Source organism: Brevibacterium atlanticum, from assembly GCF_011617245.1.
Taxonomy (GTDB): domain Bacteria; phylum Actinomycetota; class Actinomycetes; order Actinomycetales; family Brevibacteriaceae; genus Brevibacterium; species Brevibacterium atlanticum.
This window is the reverse complement of record NZ_CP050152.1, coordinates 1,621,102-1,635,804: the sequence shown is the minus strand read 5'-3', so window position 1 is coordinate 1,635,804 and position 14,703 is coordinate 1,621,102. Positions and strand designations below refer to the sequence as shown.

General features: G+C 65.7%; 10 protein-coding genes. 2 read left to right on the top strand and 8 right to left on the bottom strand.

Going from position 1 to position 14,703, the window contains the following annotated elements; translation table 11 throughout:
* Positions 1-105: 105 nt before the first annotated feature.
* From GUY23_RS07160 to GUY23_RS07125, 8 genes are all read right to left on the bottom strand, one after another.
* Positions 106-2,847 (bottom strand): NlpC/P60 family protein, encoded by a 2,742-nt coding sequence (locus GUY23_RS07160; RefSeq protein ID WP_166970982.1) that lies wholly within the window; start codon positions 2,845-2,847, stop codon positions 106-108.
* Between the two features lie 264 nt (positions 2,848-3,111).
* Positions 3,112-4,632 (bottom strand): LCP family glycopolymer transferase, encoded by a 1,521-nt coding sequence (locus tag GUY23_RS07155; protein WP_166970980.1) that lies wholly within the window; start codon positions 4,630-4,632, stop codon positions 3,112-3,114.
* Positions 4,633-4,883: 251 nt separating this feature from the next.
* Entirely contained in the window at positions 4,884-6,032 is a 1,149-nt protein-coding gene (locus tag GUY23_RS07150) for an acyl-CoA dehydrogenase family protein (protein ID WP_166975759.1), read from the bottom strand.
* 37 nt (positions 6,033-6,069) lie between these two features.
* Positions 6,070-6,594 (bottom strand): 5-(carboxyamino)imidazole ribonucleotide mutase, encoded by a 525-nt coding sequence (gene purE / locus GUY23_RS07145; protein WP_166970978.1) that lies wholly within the window; start codon positions 6,592-6,594, stop codon positions 6,070-6,072.
* A gap of 64 nt (positions 6,595-6,658) precedes the next feature.
* A complete protein-coding gene (locus GUY23_RS07140) occupies positions 6,659-7,855 on the bottom strand; it encodes a 5-(carboxyamino)imidazole ribonucleotide synthase (RefSeq protein ID WP_166970976.1) in 1,197 nt (398 codons plus the stop codon).
* 98 nt (positions 7,856-7,953) lie between these two features.
* The gene (locus GUY23_RS07135) at positions 7,954-9,156 is read right to left on the bottom strand and encodes a methyltransferase (protein ID WP_208085507.1); all 1,203 of its coding nucleotides are present in this window, start codon (positions 9,154-9,156) and stop codon (positions 7,954-7,956) included.
* Between the two features lie 2 nt (positions 9,157-9,158).
* Positions 9,159-10,337 carry an alkaline phosphatase family protein gene (locus tag GUY23_RS07130; protein ID WP_166970974.1) on the bottom strand — a complete coding sequence of 393 codons (1,179 nt, stop codon included), beginning with the start codon at positions 10,335-10,337 and terminating at the stop codon, positions 9,159-9,161.
* Complete coding sequence (locus GUY23_RS07125) at positions 10,337-10,924, bottom strand: DUF5998 family protein (protein ID WP_166970972.1); 588 nt, start codon at positions 10,922-10,924, stop codon at positions 10,337-10,339. The genes GUY23_RS07130 and GUY23_RS07125 overlap by 1 nt, the downstream gene beginning before the upstream one ends.
* A 101-nt stretch (positions 10,925-11,025) precedes the next feature.
* Here GUY23_RS07125 and GUY23_RS07120 point away from each other — a divergent pair, with 101 nt between their 5' ends.
* Entirely contained in the window at positions 11,026-13,698 is a 2,673-nt protein-coding gene (locus GUY23_RS07120; protein ID WP_166970970.1) for a bifunctional acetate--CoA ligase family protein/GNAT family N-acetyltransferase, read from the top strand.
* Between the two features lie 328 nt (positions 13,699-14,026).
* Positions 14,027-14,581, top strand: a complete 555-nt coding sequence (locus tag GUY23_RS07115; RefSeq protein WP_166970968.1) for a TetR/AcrR family transcriptional regulator — start codon at positions 14,027-14,029, stop codon at positions 14,579-14,581.
* The last annotated feature ends 122 nt before the right edge of the window (positions 14,582-14,703 follow it).

Below are 14,703 nucleotides of genomic sequence, written 5' to 3'. Positions count from 1 at the left end.
ACGGATAGGAGGGGAACCCGACAGTGCCCCGCCGGAGATCCGCAATCGGATCCCGGCGGGGCACTGTCGTTGAGGCGCTGAGACTCTGTCTGTCGAAGCGGGCGGTCAGCCGACGACGCGGATGACCTTCGCACCGCGACTGAGCATCCAGCTGTAGCTGCGCTTCGTCGTGTTCGTGCGGGTCGATCCCGCATCGTACATCTGCCCCTTGGTCTCGGAGATGATTCCGATGTGACCGGGGATCCAGATCAGGTCGCCTGCCTTGGCGTCCTTGACGGAGATCTCCTTGCCGGCGTAGCGCTGCTGGCTCGTCGTGCGCGGCAGCTTGATGCCGTTCTTGCCGTAGACGTACTGGGTGAAGCCCGAGCAGTCCCAGCCGTTGGTCGGCGAGGTTCCGCCCCAGACGTATTTCACGCCGAGGTGGGCCTTCGCTTCCTTGACGATGGACGCGCGCTGAGCAGCGATCTTCTCAGCCTTGGTCGGCGTGTCCTTCTTCTTGGAGTCGTCCTTCTTCTTGGAATCGTCCTTGGACTTGTCGTCCTTCTTGGAATCGTCCTTCTTCTTGGAGTCATCCTCGGACTTGTCGTCCTTCTTCGAGTCGTCCTTCTTCTTCGAGTCGTCCTCGGACTTGTCGTCCTTCGAGCCCGTGTCGTCTGCAGCACCTTCCCCGGAGTCTGCAGGCGACTTGCCATCGGTCGAGTCGTCTCCCGGACCATTGCCGTCGGTCACTCCGCCGGCGATCTTTCCCTTCGGGGAGAACTCGGTGGTTCCGTAGCCTTCGGCCCACACCAGGCGTGCTCCTTGGAACAGCTGCTCGCCGCGGCCGTTCTTGTAGACCACGTCGGACTTGGGGTAACCCAGATGACCCTTGACGGCCCCCTTGTCACCCCAATACTTCATGACCACGCCTGTGGTGTAGTGGGCACCGGTCTTCTTGGACCAGTAGATCGAGCCCTTCTGGAAGCGCTGCGCAGCGCCCCCGTCCTTGAGGCCGCCCTTCTCTGCAGAGGTGGGCAGCCCCAAGTCGGTGATCGCGTCGCCCTTGTACGACGACGCGATCGCTCCGGACAGGTGGTAGGCGCCGGTCTTCTTGGACCAGTAGACGACACCCTTTTCGAACTTCTGAGCCTTGGCACCGGAGATGCCCTTGACCGAGTACTCCTTGCCGAGAGCCTTGCCGAGCTTGTTCTTCTCGGCGTACTTCTCGATCGAGGTCTTCGCCTTCGGCTTCTCGGTCTTCTTGTCATCGTCCTTCTTGGAGTCGTCCTTCTTGGAGTCATCCTTGCTGTCGCTGGGCTGCTCGCCGGTCTTCAGGATCGAGTTGACCGTCGAACGGACCTCGGGCAGCTTCGCGTAGAAGGCATCGCCGGGGCAGTCGGTCTGTCCCAGGTCGCGGTGTCCGACCAGGTTCGACTTCGTCGCCTTCGAGATTCCATTGATGGAGAACTTCCAGGCGATCGCCGAGGCGACAGCGTCGCGGGTCTTCTTCGGCGGGGCCGCACTGTTGTAGGTACCCAGCACGGAGATGCCGAACGTTCCCGTGTTGTGTCCCTGCACGTGCGCGCCGATGACAGCCTTCGAGACGTCACCGCCGCGGGCCTGCCAGAGGCGTCCGTACTTGTCCGCGACGACGTTGTAGCCGATGTCGTTCCAGCCGCGTCCGTCCTGGTGGTAGGCCTGGATACCGCGGATGATTCCGGGGACGTCCTCGGCAGAGTAGCTGTTCGACCCCGAGGTGTGGTGGACGACGGCCTGCTTGATGCCGCTGGCGTACTCCGGGCTCCCCCGGTAGGACTTCGCGCCCCAGGAGCTGCGCGAGCCGATCTTCGGCTTCGAGACCTTCTTCGCCACGGTCGAGACCGAGGACGATCCGGGAACGTAGTTCTGGTTGGAGACGGTCGCGCCCTGAGCGGCGGACACGTTTTCGGCGGAAGCCGCCGCGGCGTCGGTGGGCTCATCGGTCGCAGACTCCGAAGCGTCCGCGGAACCCTGCGAAGCCTGCTGATCGAGCTCGACAGGGGCGTTCTCGGACACTGCCCGGGAGTCGCCCGCGTCGCGCTTGGGATCGACGAGCACGAGCTCCGCGTCGCTCGGTGCGGAATCACCGAGGATGCGCATCTGCACACCCGAAGCGTTCGTCACCGTCATCGGTTCGGAGCCGTTGTTCTGCGCTTCTTCCTGCTGCTCCTCGTCGAGTGTGTCCCAACTGCCCCATTCGGACCCGTGCTTGATGCGGACCTGGATGCGGATATTGGACTTCGCTTCGGAGAAGGTGAAGCCGACAAGGCTCGGATTGTTCGTCGGAACATCGAGGACGTCCGAGATCAGTGCGATGTTCACACCGTCCTCGGTCTTCTGCCGGACCGAACCGGAGATGTCCTCGTCGTCGGACTTCTCGTCCTTGGACTTCTCGTCCTCCGACGTCGACGGATCCTCGGTCTTCTCGTCCTCGGCGGGCGACTGCTCCGCGTCAGAGGGTGCCGAGGATTCCGAGGGCTCGGTCTCGTCAGACCCGGACGTCAGCCCGGCAGAGACATTGTTGACCGTGCCGGTCGCAGCCGTGGCGGAGGCGTTGACGACATCGGGCACCTTGGCCGAAGCGAGAGCGGTCTGCGACTTGAAGATGTTCGGCAGGTTGCTCGTGGCGCTCTGGTTGGCGGCGGTGGCGGTGGAATCACTGGAATCGCGGGCACCGGGGACGTCGAGTCCGTCCTTGCTGACGTCGAGCGCCTCTTTGGACACTTCAGGCGATGAGGTGGCCGCGGAGGCCGCCGGCGCCGTGACCGCCAAGGTGCCGACGAGTGCGACAGATGCGCAGCCCGCGACAGTGGGCAATAGATATTTCATCGTTACAGCCTTTTCGAGGAAGACAGGGAAGTTCAGGCCTCGAGGTCCCCTTCACCGTTGGCAGAACGGTGGGCAACCCCAACATCTCAAAATTGTTACACATTTTCGGCGTGTCAGACTAGCCACAGGCAGGAATATTCTAGTTACACCGTTGTGGTTCCCAGTATTTGCAAGGGACACACCGAGCAAAAGTTTTTCCCGGAAGACACCTCGGCAGACCGGTTTCGGTCATCGCAGCTTCCGACCCACCGCGCGTCCGTGGCCTCAGGGCACGTAGCAGATCGCCTTTGCGTCGGCTTCGTCGCCGCTGTCAGCAGAGGATCCTCCGGCGCCCTGCGCCAGCAGCTGCGGCCCTGAACCGACCTCCGGATCGAGTCCCGCATCGACTCCGGCGGCGGCTGACTGTTCGCCTCCCGGGGTCGAGAGTGCACCCTTGTCCTCATCGGAGGACTTGGATGCTTCCTCGATCTTATCGGCTACGAGCTTTCGTGCCACATCGAAGTCCGGATTCGACGGAGTGATCCGCGGCGGAGTGAGGTCGACGGACTCGATCTTCTGCGACTTGACCTTGAGAGCGAGATCGACGAACGAGTCGACCTGCGAAGACGGAATGTCCGTCGAAACGGCTCCCGGGGTCGCCTTCGCGATCGCCTGATAGCGGGTGAGCACCGTCGAGGGGTCGAGTTGTTTGACCATGGCCGTCTGCACGCAACGCTGGCGCACCATACGCTCGTAGTCGCTGGCGAACTCACGGGAGCGGGCGAACCACAGCGCATGGAAGCCGTCGAGCTTCTGCTTGCCCGGTTCGATCCACCCCTTCACGGGTCCATGCTGGCCGGTGGTCGGATCGACCTTCGAAGAGATGGGCACGCGCTTGCCGGAGACCAGAGTGATCCCACCGAGGGAGTCGATGAGGTTCTCGAATCCTTTGAGGTTGATCATCGCGTAGTACTGGACCTCGAGGCCGGTGGTCGCCGACACGGCATCCATCGTGGCCTGTTCGCCTGCGGTCTTCGGGTCCTCGAATTCGTCCTTGTGCTGCTCGCCCTGCTGGAAGACGGCGTTGAGCAGGCATTCGTCGCCGCAGTTGTAGCCCTGCGGATAGTGCTTATGCAGCGGTGAGTCCTCCGGGAACGGCACGTTCTCCATGTTCCGGGGCAGGCCGATGATGACTGATTTGCCGGTCTCCGCGTCGATGGAGACCAGGGACAGCGAGTCCGGGCGGATCCCTGTGCGTCCCTTTCCCGCGTCGGAGCCCAGCAGCAGGATGTTGTAGCGCCCGTCCACGGGCTTGAGCGCCTTGCCCGATGCGAAGAGGTCGCTCATCAGGCCCCGCTGGGAGTTGAGGACTGTCGTCCCCCACGCGAGCGGCCCGACGACGATGAGCAGGAGGGCGCAGAAGGCGGCGATGAAGCGCTTGCGGGCCCGCTGTGAGATCGTCACGAGTCGGATCCGTCGCAGCGTGTCGAAGAGGCACACGACCCAGTTGATCGCGATGACCGGAATCCAGATCGTGAGGAACGTGAGGATGACCGGGTTGGTGCCGATGGTGAAGAGGAACGTCCGGTCGATGAGGATGATCACTCCGGCGATGATCACCAGAATCCAGCTGATGGCTGTGATCGACAGCGAGATTCGCGCCCAGCGGCGATGGCGGAACAGAAGCTGGACCCCGCCGGGAACGATGACCGTGACCAGAAGCAGCAGCCAGGCCCGCACGTCCCGTGTCGGCTGTGAGGCATACGACGGGTAGCGGATCGGGTCCACATATCTCGTTTCGGCCACTGCCTTCCCTTCGTCTCGTCCGCGGTCGCGTCGGCCCTGTGCGGCCTGATGGTCACCGGACCAACTGTGCCAAAGGATGCTCAGAGTCCACTGTGTTCATCCATTGTGTCGCCTGCGGGCCCGCGATCGATGCACATCCGCGCCGTGCATGTCGGATTCGCCCCATGTGCGATTCTTCACAGACGATGAAGGGCACTGCGGTCCGTCCTCAGCGGTCGGATCGCAGTGCCCTTCGGCCCTGTGGGCTGAGCTCAGCGGATCAGTTTGCGCCCCATCACCATGCGCTGGATCTGGTTCGTACCTTCGTAGATCTGGGTGATCTTCGCATCGCGCATCATCCGCTCGACGGGATGGTCGACGACGTAGCCGGCACCGCCGAGCAGCTGCACGGCGTCGGTGGTGATCTCCATGGCCGCATCGGAGGCGAAGGCCTTCGCCGCGGCACCGAAGTACGTGAGATCGTCATCGCCGCGTTCGCTCTTGGCGGCGGCGGTGTAGGTGAGCTGGCGGGCAGCCTCGAGCTTCATGCCCATATCGGCGAGCATGAACTGGATGGCCTGGTTCTCCGCGATCGCCTTACCGAACTGCTGACGTTCCTTGACGTAGCCGAGCGCATAGTCGAGCGCACCCTGAGCGATGCCGACGGCCTGGGCGGCGATCGTCACACGGGTATGGTCGAGCGTGCGCAGGGCGATCTTGAGGCCCTCGCCGGGTTCGCCGACGATGCGGTCGCCGGGCAGACGGACGTTGTCGAAGAGCAGCTCACGTGTGGGCGATCCCTTGATGCCGAGCTTGCGCTCCTTCTCACCGAAGGTGAAGCCCTCATCGGACTTCTCGACGACGAAGGCGGAGATGTTGCGTCCGCGGGCCCCATCGGGGTCGGTCACGGCCATCACCGTGTAGTACTCGGATTCCCCGGCGTTGGTGATCCAGGTCTTGACCCCGTTGAGGATCCAGTCGTCGCCGTCGCGGACGGCGCGGGTCTTCATCGATGCGGTGTCCGAGCCGGCTTCGCGTTCGGACAGACCGTAGGAGAAGCCGGCCTCGCCCGCGGCCACCGCTGGGAAGTACTTCTGCTTGATCTCTTCGCTGCCGCCGAGCTGGACGGGCAGGCTGCCGAGCTTGTTGACAGCAGGGATGAGTGAGGACGAGGCGCAGCCGCGTGCCACCTCTTCGATGATGATCGCCACGGCCAGTGCGTCAGCGCCCATGCCGCCGTATTCCTCGGGGATGTGGGCGGCGAAGAAGTCCGTCTCCACGAGAGCATCGTGGGCCTCCTGCGGGTAGCGGGAGTCGGCGTCGACCTCGGCTGCGAACGGCGTGATCTTCTTCTCGACAATATCGCGGACGGCCGTGCGGATCTCTTCGTGCTCTTCACTGGGCTGATAGAGGTCGAACATCATTCTCCTTCTACTGAACAATCGTTAAGTAGTTCCATTATCCCCGGAGAGCACGTCCTTTGTCGAGAGCGACCTGCCGCAGTTCGTGACGATAGTCATCGAGGCGGCTGCGCAGGGCCTCGGCCTCCGCGCTGTCCCCGGCCCCGAGGATGCGCGCGGCCAGCAGGCCTGCGTTCTTCGCTCCGCCGATGGACACGGTGGCCACGGGAACCCCGCCGGGCATCTGGACGATTGACAGGAGTGAGTCCATTCCGTCGAGGTGTTTGAGCGGTACGGGGACGCCGATGACCGGCAGCGATGTCATCGATGCGATCATCCCGGGCAGGTGCGCCGCTCCCCCGGCTCCGGCGATGATGACGCGCACGCCGCGCTCGGCGGCTGTCTTGGCCCAGTCGACCATGTCCTCGGGCATGCGGTGGGCCGAGACCACCTCGGCGCTCGATTCGATGCCGAGGTCCTCGAGTGCCTCGGCGGCGGCCTTCATCGTCGGCCAATCCGAGTCCGAACCCATGACGATCCCGACCGGGGCGGCCGGGCTCGAGTCTGCGTGTGCTGTGCTCATCTGTGCTTCCTTCGTCTCGGGAGGTGTTCGGATCGTTGTCTCTGCGGGGGCCGTCGTCTCCTGCTCACGCGGTGTCGGAATCGGCGACGAGGTCGCCGGGAGTCGGCATCTCGGGGTGCGGATCGACATCGACTCCGGCGATGAAGTCCGCAGCGTGGCGGGCCCGCGCGACGACGAGGTCACGGTCCTGCCCATAGGCGTTGACGTGGCCGACCTTGCGGCCCGGACGCACGCCCTTGCCGTAGAGATGGACCTTGACGGACGGATCGTGGGCCATCACGTGCAGGTAGGGCTGGTAGAGGTCCTCGTGCTCGGCGCCGAGGATGTTGACCATCACAGACACCTCCTCCCTGGCCGCGGGGCTGCCCAGCGGCAGGTCGAGGACGGCGCGCAGATGCTGCTCGAACTGGCTGGTGACAGACCCGTCCTGTGTCCAGTGTCCGGTGTTGTGGGGGCGCATCGCGAACTCGTTGATGAGGAAGCCCTCAGAGGTCTCGAACATCTCCATGGCCATCACACCGGTGACCTCGAGCGTGCCGGCGACGGTGAGGATGGCCTCGGTGATCGCACGGGCCTTATCCGCGGGCAGGTCGGGAGCCGGGGCGATCGCCTCTTTGCACACACCGTTCTGCTGCCACGTCTCGACGACGGGCCACACGGCCGTCTGCCCCATCGGGGACCGGCCGACCATGACCGCGAGTTCCCGGGTGAAGTCGACCTTCTCCTCGGCGAGCAGCTGCGGGACCTCGCTCAGCCATTCGACGGCCTGCTCGAGGCGATCGATGACGCGCACGCCCTTGCCGTCGTAGCCGCCCCGTGGGGTCTTGAGGATGAAGGGATAGCCGACGCGGGCGGCGAAGGCTTCGACGTCGGCGGTCGAGGTGATCTCGGCCCATGCCGGATTCGGCAGTCCGAGTTCGTCCATCTTCGCGCGCATGCGGATCTTGTCCTGGGCGAAGATCAGCGCCTGCGGTCCCGGGCGGACAGCGTGGCCGTCTGCGGCAAGCGCCTCGAGGTGCTCGGGTGGGACGTGCTCGTGGTCGAAGGTGATGACGTCGACGGTCTCGGCGAAGGCCCTGAGCGTCGGATAGTCGGTGTAGTCGCCGACGGTCACCTCGCTGATGACCTGAGTGGCGGGGGCGTCGGCGGTCTCCGCGAGGACGGAGAACCGAACGCCGAGGGCTTCTGCGGCTGGGGCGAGCATGCGGGCCAGTTGGCCGCCGCCGATGACGCCGATACGTGGAAAAGTCACGTTCGTCATCCTATCGTTCGCTGCGGGCCCGTCGTCCCCCGGTTCAGCATGCGTACCCCGAGCGGTCGGCCCTCGACTGTCGGCGATGTGCTCTCCATCAGCGGAACTCAGGCATTCCGTCTCAGTCGCCACAGGGATGTCGTCTCGACGCTCCGCGCCTGATGAAGTGCATCGTCGGCGTCCGAGGCCCGACGGTGACGGGGAGCCGTGTCATAGCGATCGCACACATGCAGGCCCGCGGCCCGGAGGAGCTCTTCGAACTCCTGACGAGTCCGCAGACCCAGGTGCTCGGCAAGGTCCGACAGGATCAGCCACCCCTCACCCGAGTCAGTGAGATGCTCGGACAGTCCCTCGATGAACCGGCGGAGCACGAGAGAACCGGGATCGTAGATGCCGAGTTCGAGGGCAGACGTCGGGTCGGCCGGCAGCCACGGAGGATTGCAGACGATGAGATCTGCTCGGCCCGGCGGGAACAGATCGGCTTCGACGACTGAGGCGGATCCGGCGAAACCGAGCCGCTCGAGATTCTCCTGCGCACAGGCCACGGCCCGCGGGTTGATGTCAGTGGCGACAACCGTTCCGACGCCCCGGCGCAGAAGAACGGCGGCGAGCACGCCGGTGCCCGTGCCGAGGTCGAACGCCGTCGCAGGAGGTGCGGACCCGAACGGCGTCGTGGCCACGAGGTCGACGTACTCACCGCGGATCGGGGAGAACACGCCGCAGCGCGGGTGGATGGTCACCCCCAGCGCGTCGATGGCCACCCCTCTCAGCTGCCATTGGTGCGCGCTGAGCACTCCGCCGAGCTCGGTCAGTGAAACGCACATCGACCCGTCCGAGACTCCGTAGGCGGCTTCGCAGGCCGGCCTGACATCCGGCGCACGACGCAGGTCGAGCGCGTAGTCCTCCCCGAGTTCGACGAGCAGAAGACCAAGGAGTCGCGAGCGCTCAGCGTTGAAGGCGCGCTCCGCTGAGAAGATCTCCGCCGCGTCGGCTCCGGCAACACCACGACCGATCTTCCGACCGCGACGAGGCGTCCCGCGGCCCCGCCCGCGGCCGGCTCGGCCGGCGTGTTGCCGTGCGAACCGCCGATCGAGGGCCTGCAGGAGTCGGCGCCCGTTGTGATAGTCCCCGCGCCACAGCAGTCCGATTCCCGATCGGGCCAAGCGGAAGGCAGCGTCGGCGGTGATGTCATCCCCGATGACCTTCACCTGGCTCGGCGCGGCGGACCGGTTCTCCGACCGCCACCCGGCTGAGAGTTCCACACCGTCCTCGGTCCACGTGATCGTCGACCCCGCGATGTCGTCGGCCACCGTCACACCACGAGCAGGGGAATGTGGAGCTCACGCTCGGTGGTCGAACCGTGATGGCCGATGAGGGCGATCGCTGAGGGGGATTCGGTATCCGAGTCGACGACGGCGAACTCGTCGCGGCAGACGACCAGGAGGTCTCCGATGCGCGGTCGGAACCGCGGGTCGACGGGTCCGAAGTAGCCGCGGCGGATGGCCTCGTCACGGGTGAGGATGAGCGCCCTGTCCCCGACCGTCTCGGTCCAGGCCGATGCCACATCCGCCTCGGCGCCGGCTTCGGCGTAGAGGTGGACCGCGCGCGGTTCGCCGCCGACGTGTCTGACCCCCGAACGCAGCGCCGGAGCGTCGGCGAGGTCGAGCCGCAGCGTGTGATCGATGTCGACCATGCCGTGGTCGGCGGTGACGATCATCGTCGAATCCGAAGGCAGGTCCGAGGCAAGCTGCGACAGAGCCAAGTCGACGCTCTCGAGCTCCTCGGTCCACTGCGAAGAGTTCGAACCGTGGACGTGACCGGTCTTGTCGAGGTTGCCCCAGTACAGATAGACCAGTCGGCGACCGGGAGCCTTCGCCTCCTCGACGGCCTGAGCGCAGCGCTGCTCGAGTGTCTTGGACGCCCGGAACCGTCCGCCTCGCAGAGAGGCACGATTGAGTCCGCGACCGGCGAACTTCGCCTCCCCGAGGCTGACGACATCGACATCGGCATCCGTGAGGCGTTCGAACAGGGTCGCATCGGGCACCCACGCGACGGGGTCGACGTCGAGGTTCCAGGTCAGCTGGTTGAATACGGCATCCTTGGCCGGGTCGAGGACCCGATAGCCGACGACTCCGTGGCCGCCGGGCAGTCGTCCCGTGGCCAGTGAGGACAGTGAGTTCGCGGTCGTCGAGGGGAATCCCGCCGACAGAGTCCGCCGGGACTGCGCAAGGGACCGGAAGAACGGCGTGTACCCACTGTGCTGACGCAGCTGGCTCTCGCCGAGACCATCGATGAGCACGACGACGGCAGTGCGGGTGTCCCGGTCGAAGCCCAAGTTCCGTGCCCGCTCCCGTGCGGCCTCGGCGAAGATTCCACCCGCACCGAGGCTGAGCGCCGCTGCCGGGATGACATCGGAGAGGATGGGACCCGAATAGTCCGGGGGGCCCAGCAGGTCGGCGTCCACGGCCGATTCGGGTGTCGTCTCGCTCATCAGCGCCGCGACCGGAGCCGGGCGTGGAAGACCGCGGCCCGCAGTTTGGCCGCGAAGTCGGCGATCCGGTCGACGGAGGCCTGCCCCTCGGCTTCGGCGGAGACCCTGAGCATGACATCCTCGGCGAAGATCGATCCGCCGTAGCCGTGATCACCCATGCAGTTGGGATCCCCGCAGGTCTCCGGGAAGGCCTCGACCCGCTTCGAGGCACCCCAGGACAGAGTGAGAGAGACCTCCACGGGCTTGTCGCCGGGCGTGTAGGCGGCCGGGTCGGCATAAGTGCGACCGACCATGACCGTGCCGAGGCGATCGAGTTCGATGTCCTCGCTGCTGGTCACCGCGCGTGGCTTCGATCCCGGTGCGGCGTTCGGGTCGTCGTCGACGTGTGCCAGCAGCAGCCGGGTCTCGGTGAGGACGAACGCGGTGACGTGCCGGTGGATGGATTCGATGTCGACGTGGGTGTCGATGTGGACGAAGTGCGCGAGCACCGGTTCGTCGTAGAGGGAGTCGGCGAGTATGCCCTGAGTGAGTTGGGGGTAGTAGCCGGCCGACTGCAGATCGTGAACGAGAACCTCGGGTAATGCCATGCGTTCCATTGTGCCCCACTACCCGGGAGACTTCCCAGTGCGGTCGTGGCTGCTCCGAGCGCCGAGGTCCGCTTCCTCGCCGTGACCCCTATGCTGGAGCCATGGAAAACTATCCTGCCGGCTGGGAAGCCGATGTCGTCCTCCGCGACGGCGGCACCGCCCATCTGCGCCCGATCACTCCGGCCGATGCCGATGCCCTGGCCCGCATGCACGAGGCCCAGTCACCGGAGTCCGTCTACCTGCGCTTCTTCGCCCCGCTGCCGCGTCTGCCCAAGCGGGACCTCGAACGCTTCGTCAACGTCGACCACCGCGACCGGGTTGCGCTGATCATGCTCATCGGCGATGACATCATCGGAGTGGGCCGCTTCGACAAGGTCTCCGACACCGAGGCCGAGGTCGCGTTCAACATCGCCGACGCCCATCAGGGCCGGGGCATCGGGTCGATCCTCCTCGAGCACCTGGCCGCCGCGGCCAGGGAGTCGGGGATCCAGAGATTCACCGCCGAGGTGCTCCCCCAGAACCGTTCGATGCTCCAGGTCTTCCAGGCCGCCGGCTACGAGGTCTCCCGCGGATTCGACGACGGCGTCGTGGCGGTGAAGTTCGACATCGACCCCACGGCACGCTCGATCGAGGTGCAGGCCTCTCGCGAGCACAGGGCCGAGGCCCTGAGCGTCCGCACGGTCCTCCACCCCACCTCGGTGGCGGTGATCGGCGCCAGCCGCAAACGCAACTCCACCGGTCATCTCCTCATCCGCAACATCACCGCGGCGAAGTTCGCAGGCGACCTCTGGGTCGTCCACCCCGAGGCCGATCAGATCGCCGGCGTTCAGGCCTATCCGAGCCTCGACGCGCTGCCGGGCAAGGCCGACCTCGCCGTCATCGCGGTCCCGGCCGAGTCCGTCACCGAGGTGGTCAAGGACTGCGCCGTGCATGGGGTCAAGGCTGTGCTCGTCATCTCCTCCGGCTTCGCCGAGACCGGTCCCGACGGCGCCGAGCTGCAGCGCCGAGTGGTCGCGACCGCGCGGGCCTATGGAATGAGGGTCGTCGGTCCGAACTCGTTCGGACTGGTCAACGAGGCCACGGACGTCTCACTCAATGCCTCTCTCGCCCCGTTCCTGCCGGCCTCGGGCACGCTCGGCCTGTTCAGCCAGTCCGGAGCACTGGGCACCGCACTGCTCGCGGCGGCCAAAAAGCGCGGCCTGGGCGTGTCCACCTTCGTCTCCGCGGGCAACCGCGCCGACCTCTCCGGCAACGACCTGCTCCAGTACTGGGAGGAGGATCCGGCCACGCAGACCGTCGGACTCTATCTCGAGTCCATCGGCAATCCGCGGAAGTTCTCCCGCATTGCGCGCAGGGTCTCTCGCGTCAAACCCGTCGTCGTCATCAAATCCGATCTCACCGGACGGGAGCTGCCTCCCGGACACATCGTCCGCACCTCCTCCTTGGCACCGAACACCCTCGACCAAGTGCTCGAACAGGCGGGAGTGATCAGGGCCGACACCATCCATCAGCTCTTCGACTTAGCGCAGGTCTTCGCCACGCAGAAGCTGCCGGCGGGACGACGGGCCGGCATCGTCGGCAATTCCGCGGCGATGGGTACGCTGCTCATGCAGCGTGCCCGCTCCGAGGGACTGCACGTGAACATCGACCCGGTGGCTCTGCACCCGGAAGTCGACGCGCAGACCTTCCGCGCCGAACTCGATGCGATGTACGCCCGCGACGACATCGACTCGGTCATCGTCACCTTCACCCCGTCGGCGGGAGCCGAGGAGTCGGAGATCGCGGCTCTGCTGTCCGAGGCCGCCGCCGGGTCGGACAAGACCACGGTGGCCTGTTTCCTCGGCATTCAGGGCGTCCACGACGAATTGACCAGCTACCTCAAGGACACCGACGGCAACCGTGTCTCCCGCACGGTGCCCAGCTACATCGGTCCGGAGGACGCCGTGTGGGCGCTGGCCAGGGCGACGGACTACTCGCGTTGGCGGGCCGCCGACCACGGTCGCTACGTCGAACTCGACGACATCGACGACAAAGCGGTGCGCTCGATCATCGACTCGGCTCTCGACGGAGCGCCGCTGGGCGCACCGGTGCGACTCGAACGCGATGCCACGAGGCAGCTGCTCAGTGCCTATGGGATCGAAGTCCTTCCCTATATCGCCGCCGCCTCGGTCGGGGAGGGGCTCGCCGCCGCCGAGGAGATCGGCTATCCCGTGGCGCTCAAGGCGGTGACGAACGTGCTCCGGCACCGCATGGAGCTCGGCGGGGTGCGCCTGAACATCGATTCGCCCGAAGAACTGGCCGAGGACTTCGCTGCCGTGCAGCGGATCATCACCCAGGTCATCGGCGATGACGAACCCCTCGTCGACGTCCAGGCCATGGCCCCCCACGGTGTCCCGTGTGTCATCCGTGCCGGTGAGGACCCGCTCCTCGGACCGCTGCTGTCCTTCTCTCTGGCCGGGGACACGACCGAGCTGCTCGGCGACGTCTCGCACCGGGTCGCGCCTCTGACGGACCGTGAGGCCGACGACATGATCCGCACGGTCAAGGCCTCCCCGCGCCTGTTCGGCTACCGCGGCCTTCCGCCGATGAACATCGAGCCGCTCAGCAATGTCCTCGAGAGGCTCTCGGTGCTCGTCGAACGCCATCCGCAGATCGTCGAACTCGTCATCCATCCGATGATCGCCACGGAGACTGAGGGACACGTGCTCAGTGCCCGAGTCGATCTGCTGCCGGATCCGACCCGCATCGACGGCACCCGCAGGCTCCTCAGCTGAGCGGTGATGACGTCGTCCGATCCGCATCCGCGGTTCCTCGCCCGGAGGTCCTCCTCGGTCCGTGACGATGCGACGGAGCCGGGCGGCACCTCGGCGATCGAGAAGAAGGAGAGGCAATCAGACGAATCCGACCGACCGCCTGGCGAGTCTTATACCAATTCGCAGACTCGACAGGTAGTGTCTGTATCCGTTCACCACGAAACGTTATGATTTCGTGCTTTACCGAGTGGTCGCTCAGGCGGCCGCAGTCTGTGGCCAGTCACTGGCCGTCCACCGTCCCAGGCGTCCGCATCCGGCGGGTGTCCCATGAGAGCGAGGCCTCACAGTCATGATTTCGCGCAGAGACGTCGTCACCGACTCAGCGATCGCCGTAGTCGCCGAACAAGGAGTCCGCGGGCTCACGCACCGAGCCGTCGACGCCCTGGCAGAGCTGCCGGTGGGTTCGACGTCGAATGTCTACCGCACGCGCGATGCCCTGATCACCGGAATCATGGAGCGCATCGGCGAACTCAACTCCCAACAGCTCGAGCGCCTGCCCGAACAGATGCGCGCTCAGGGGGCCGATCCCACCGAGGTGGCCGTCGAGTTCTGCATGAACTGGCTGACCACAGACCGCAACCGGTTCTACACGATGATGATGCTCAGCCTCGACCCGGCGCTGCCGCCCGAGGCCGTCGTCGCCAAGGAGAAGAACCTGCGATCGATTCACGACTTCATCATGCGCATCGCGGGAATCGACGCCGACTACGCCCGCAGGGTCAACAGCTCCGTCGCCGGCATGATGCTCTCCGAGCTCGTCTCGGGGACTGCCGACCGTGACCACGTCGAGTCCTACATGAGGGAGTTCCTCCAGTGGCTCAACGCGAGCCGCGAAACCTCCTGAGACTCCGACACGAACCCTCCGGGAACGCCCGATTGAGCAGGAGTTCGCAAATCGAACGCTAGAATCGACGGGTGCCCTCCCCCGCTGAGGTCAGGCCTCGGCGCGGGCGGGTGTTCGAATCG